Below are 649 nucleotides of genomic sequence, written 5' to 3'. Positions count from 1 at the left end.
GGAGCCGGTCGGCTGGTCGTATCTGTCGGGCGCGTCCGACGGTGCGGTGACGGCGGCGGATTGGCAGCGGGCCTTCGATGTGCTGACGTCGGAGGACGTGCAGTGGGTGGTGCCGATCACGGCCGATCCGGCGGTGCATGCGATGGCGCTGTCGCACGTGCGCTTCATGAGCGAGTCGGCCAACCGCGAGCGGCGCGCGGTGCTGGGCATGGCGCTGGGCACCAGCGATGCCGATGCCATCGAATACGCGGCCTCGCTCAACAGCGACCGCGCGGCGCTGGTGCATCTGGGCTACTACGACTACGACGCCAGCGGCAAGCTGGTGCTGCTGCCGCCCTACATGCTGGCGGCAATGGTGGCCGGCTCGATGGCGGGCCTGCCGGTGGGTGAGCCGCTAACCAACAAGTCGCTGCAGATCAAGGGGTTGGAGCGCAAGCTGCGCAACCCGATTGATACCGACGCGCTGGTCGAGGGCGGCGTGCTGTGCGTGGACTACGACGGGCGGCGCTACCGCGTGGTGCGCTCGGTGTCGACGTGGCGCGTGGATGCCTCCTACAACCGCGTGGAGCTGTCCACGGGCGTGGCGCTGGACTACGTGGCGCGCAGCGTGCGCGAGGCGCTGGAGCCGCTGGTGGGCGGGCGTGCCACC

1 protein-coding gene is annotated in these 649 nt (G+C 70.3%); it reads left to right on the top strand.

The genetic code is table 11. From position 1 onward, the window contains the following. The coding region (locus ACK4TH_RS12755) for a phage tail sheath subtilisin-like domain-containing protein (RefSeq protein ID WP_409626977.1) at positions 1-649 on the top strand (649 nt) is incomplete at both ends.

Origin of the sequence: Tepidimonas sp., from assembly GCF_046292505.1 — a bacterium.
GTDB lineage: Bacteria > Pseudomonadota > Gammaproteobacteria > Burkholderiales > Burkholderiaceae_C > Tepidimonas.
Note: the sequence above shows the minus strand (reverse complement) of the source record. Positions and strands in the feature narration are given on the sequence as shown.